Origin of the sequence: Pseudomonas sp. HMSC066A08 (genome assembly GCF_001813025.1) — a bacterium.
Classification (GTDB): Bacteria; Pseudomonadota; Gammaproteobacteria; order Pseudomonadales; family Pseudomonadaceae; genus Pseudomonas; species Pseudomonas aeruginosa.
In genome coordinates this window covers 1-245 of the sequence record NZ_KV811262.1, presented here as the reverse complement: position 1 = coordinate 245, position 245 = coordinate 1, and the positions used below count along the sequence as shown (strand labels likewise).

The following is a 245-nucleotide window of genomic DNA, read 5'->3' as shown; positions in this document are numbered from 1 at the left end:
CACTGACCTACCAGGTCAGCGGCCTGAAGAACGGCGACACCGCTGGCGCGGTGCTCAACGGCGGCAGCCTGAGCCGCGTGGCTGGCGAGAATGTCGGCGTGTACGGCATCAACCAGGGCGGCCTGGGCCTGGTCAGCGCGAACTACGACCTGAACTACCAGGGCAACAACCTGACCATCACCAAGGCCTTGCTGAGTGTAATTGCCGACGGCAAGACCAAGGTCTATGGCGATGCCGATCCGGCA

General features: G+C 63.7%; 1 protein-coding gene. It reads left to right on the top strand.

The genetic code is table 11. The annotated features are described in order from the left end of the window. Positions 1–245 (top strand): MBG domain-containing protein (locus tag HMPREF2886_RS04220; RefSeq protein ID WP_168172012.1); only part of this gene is annotated, 245 nt, incomplete at both ends.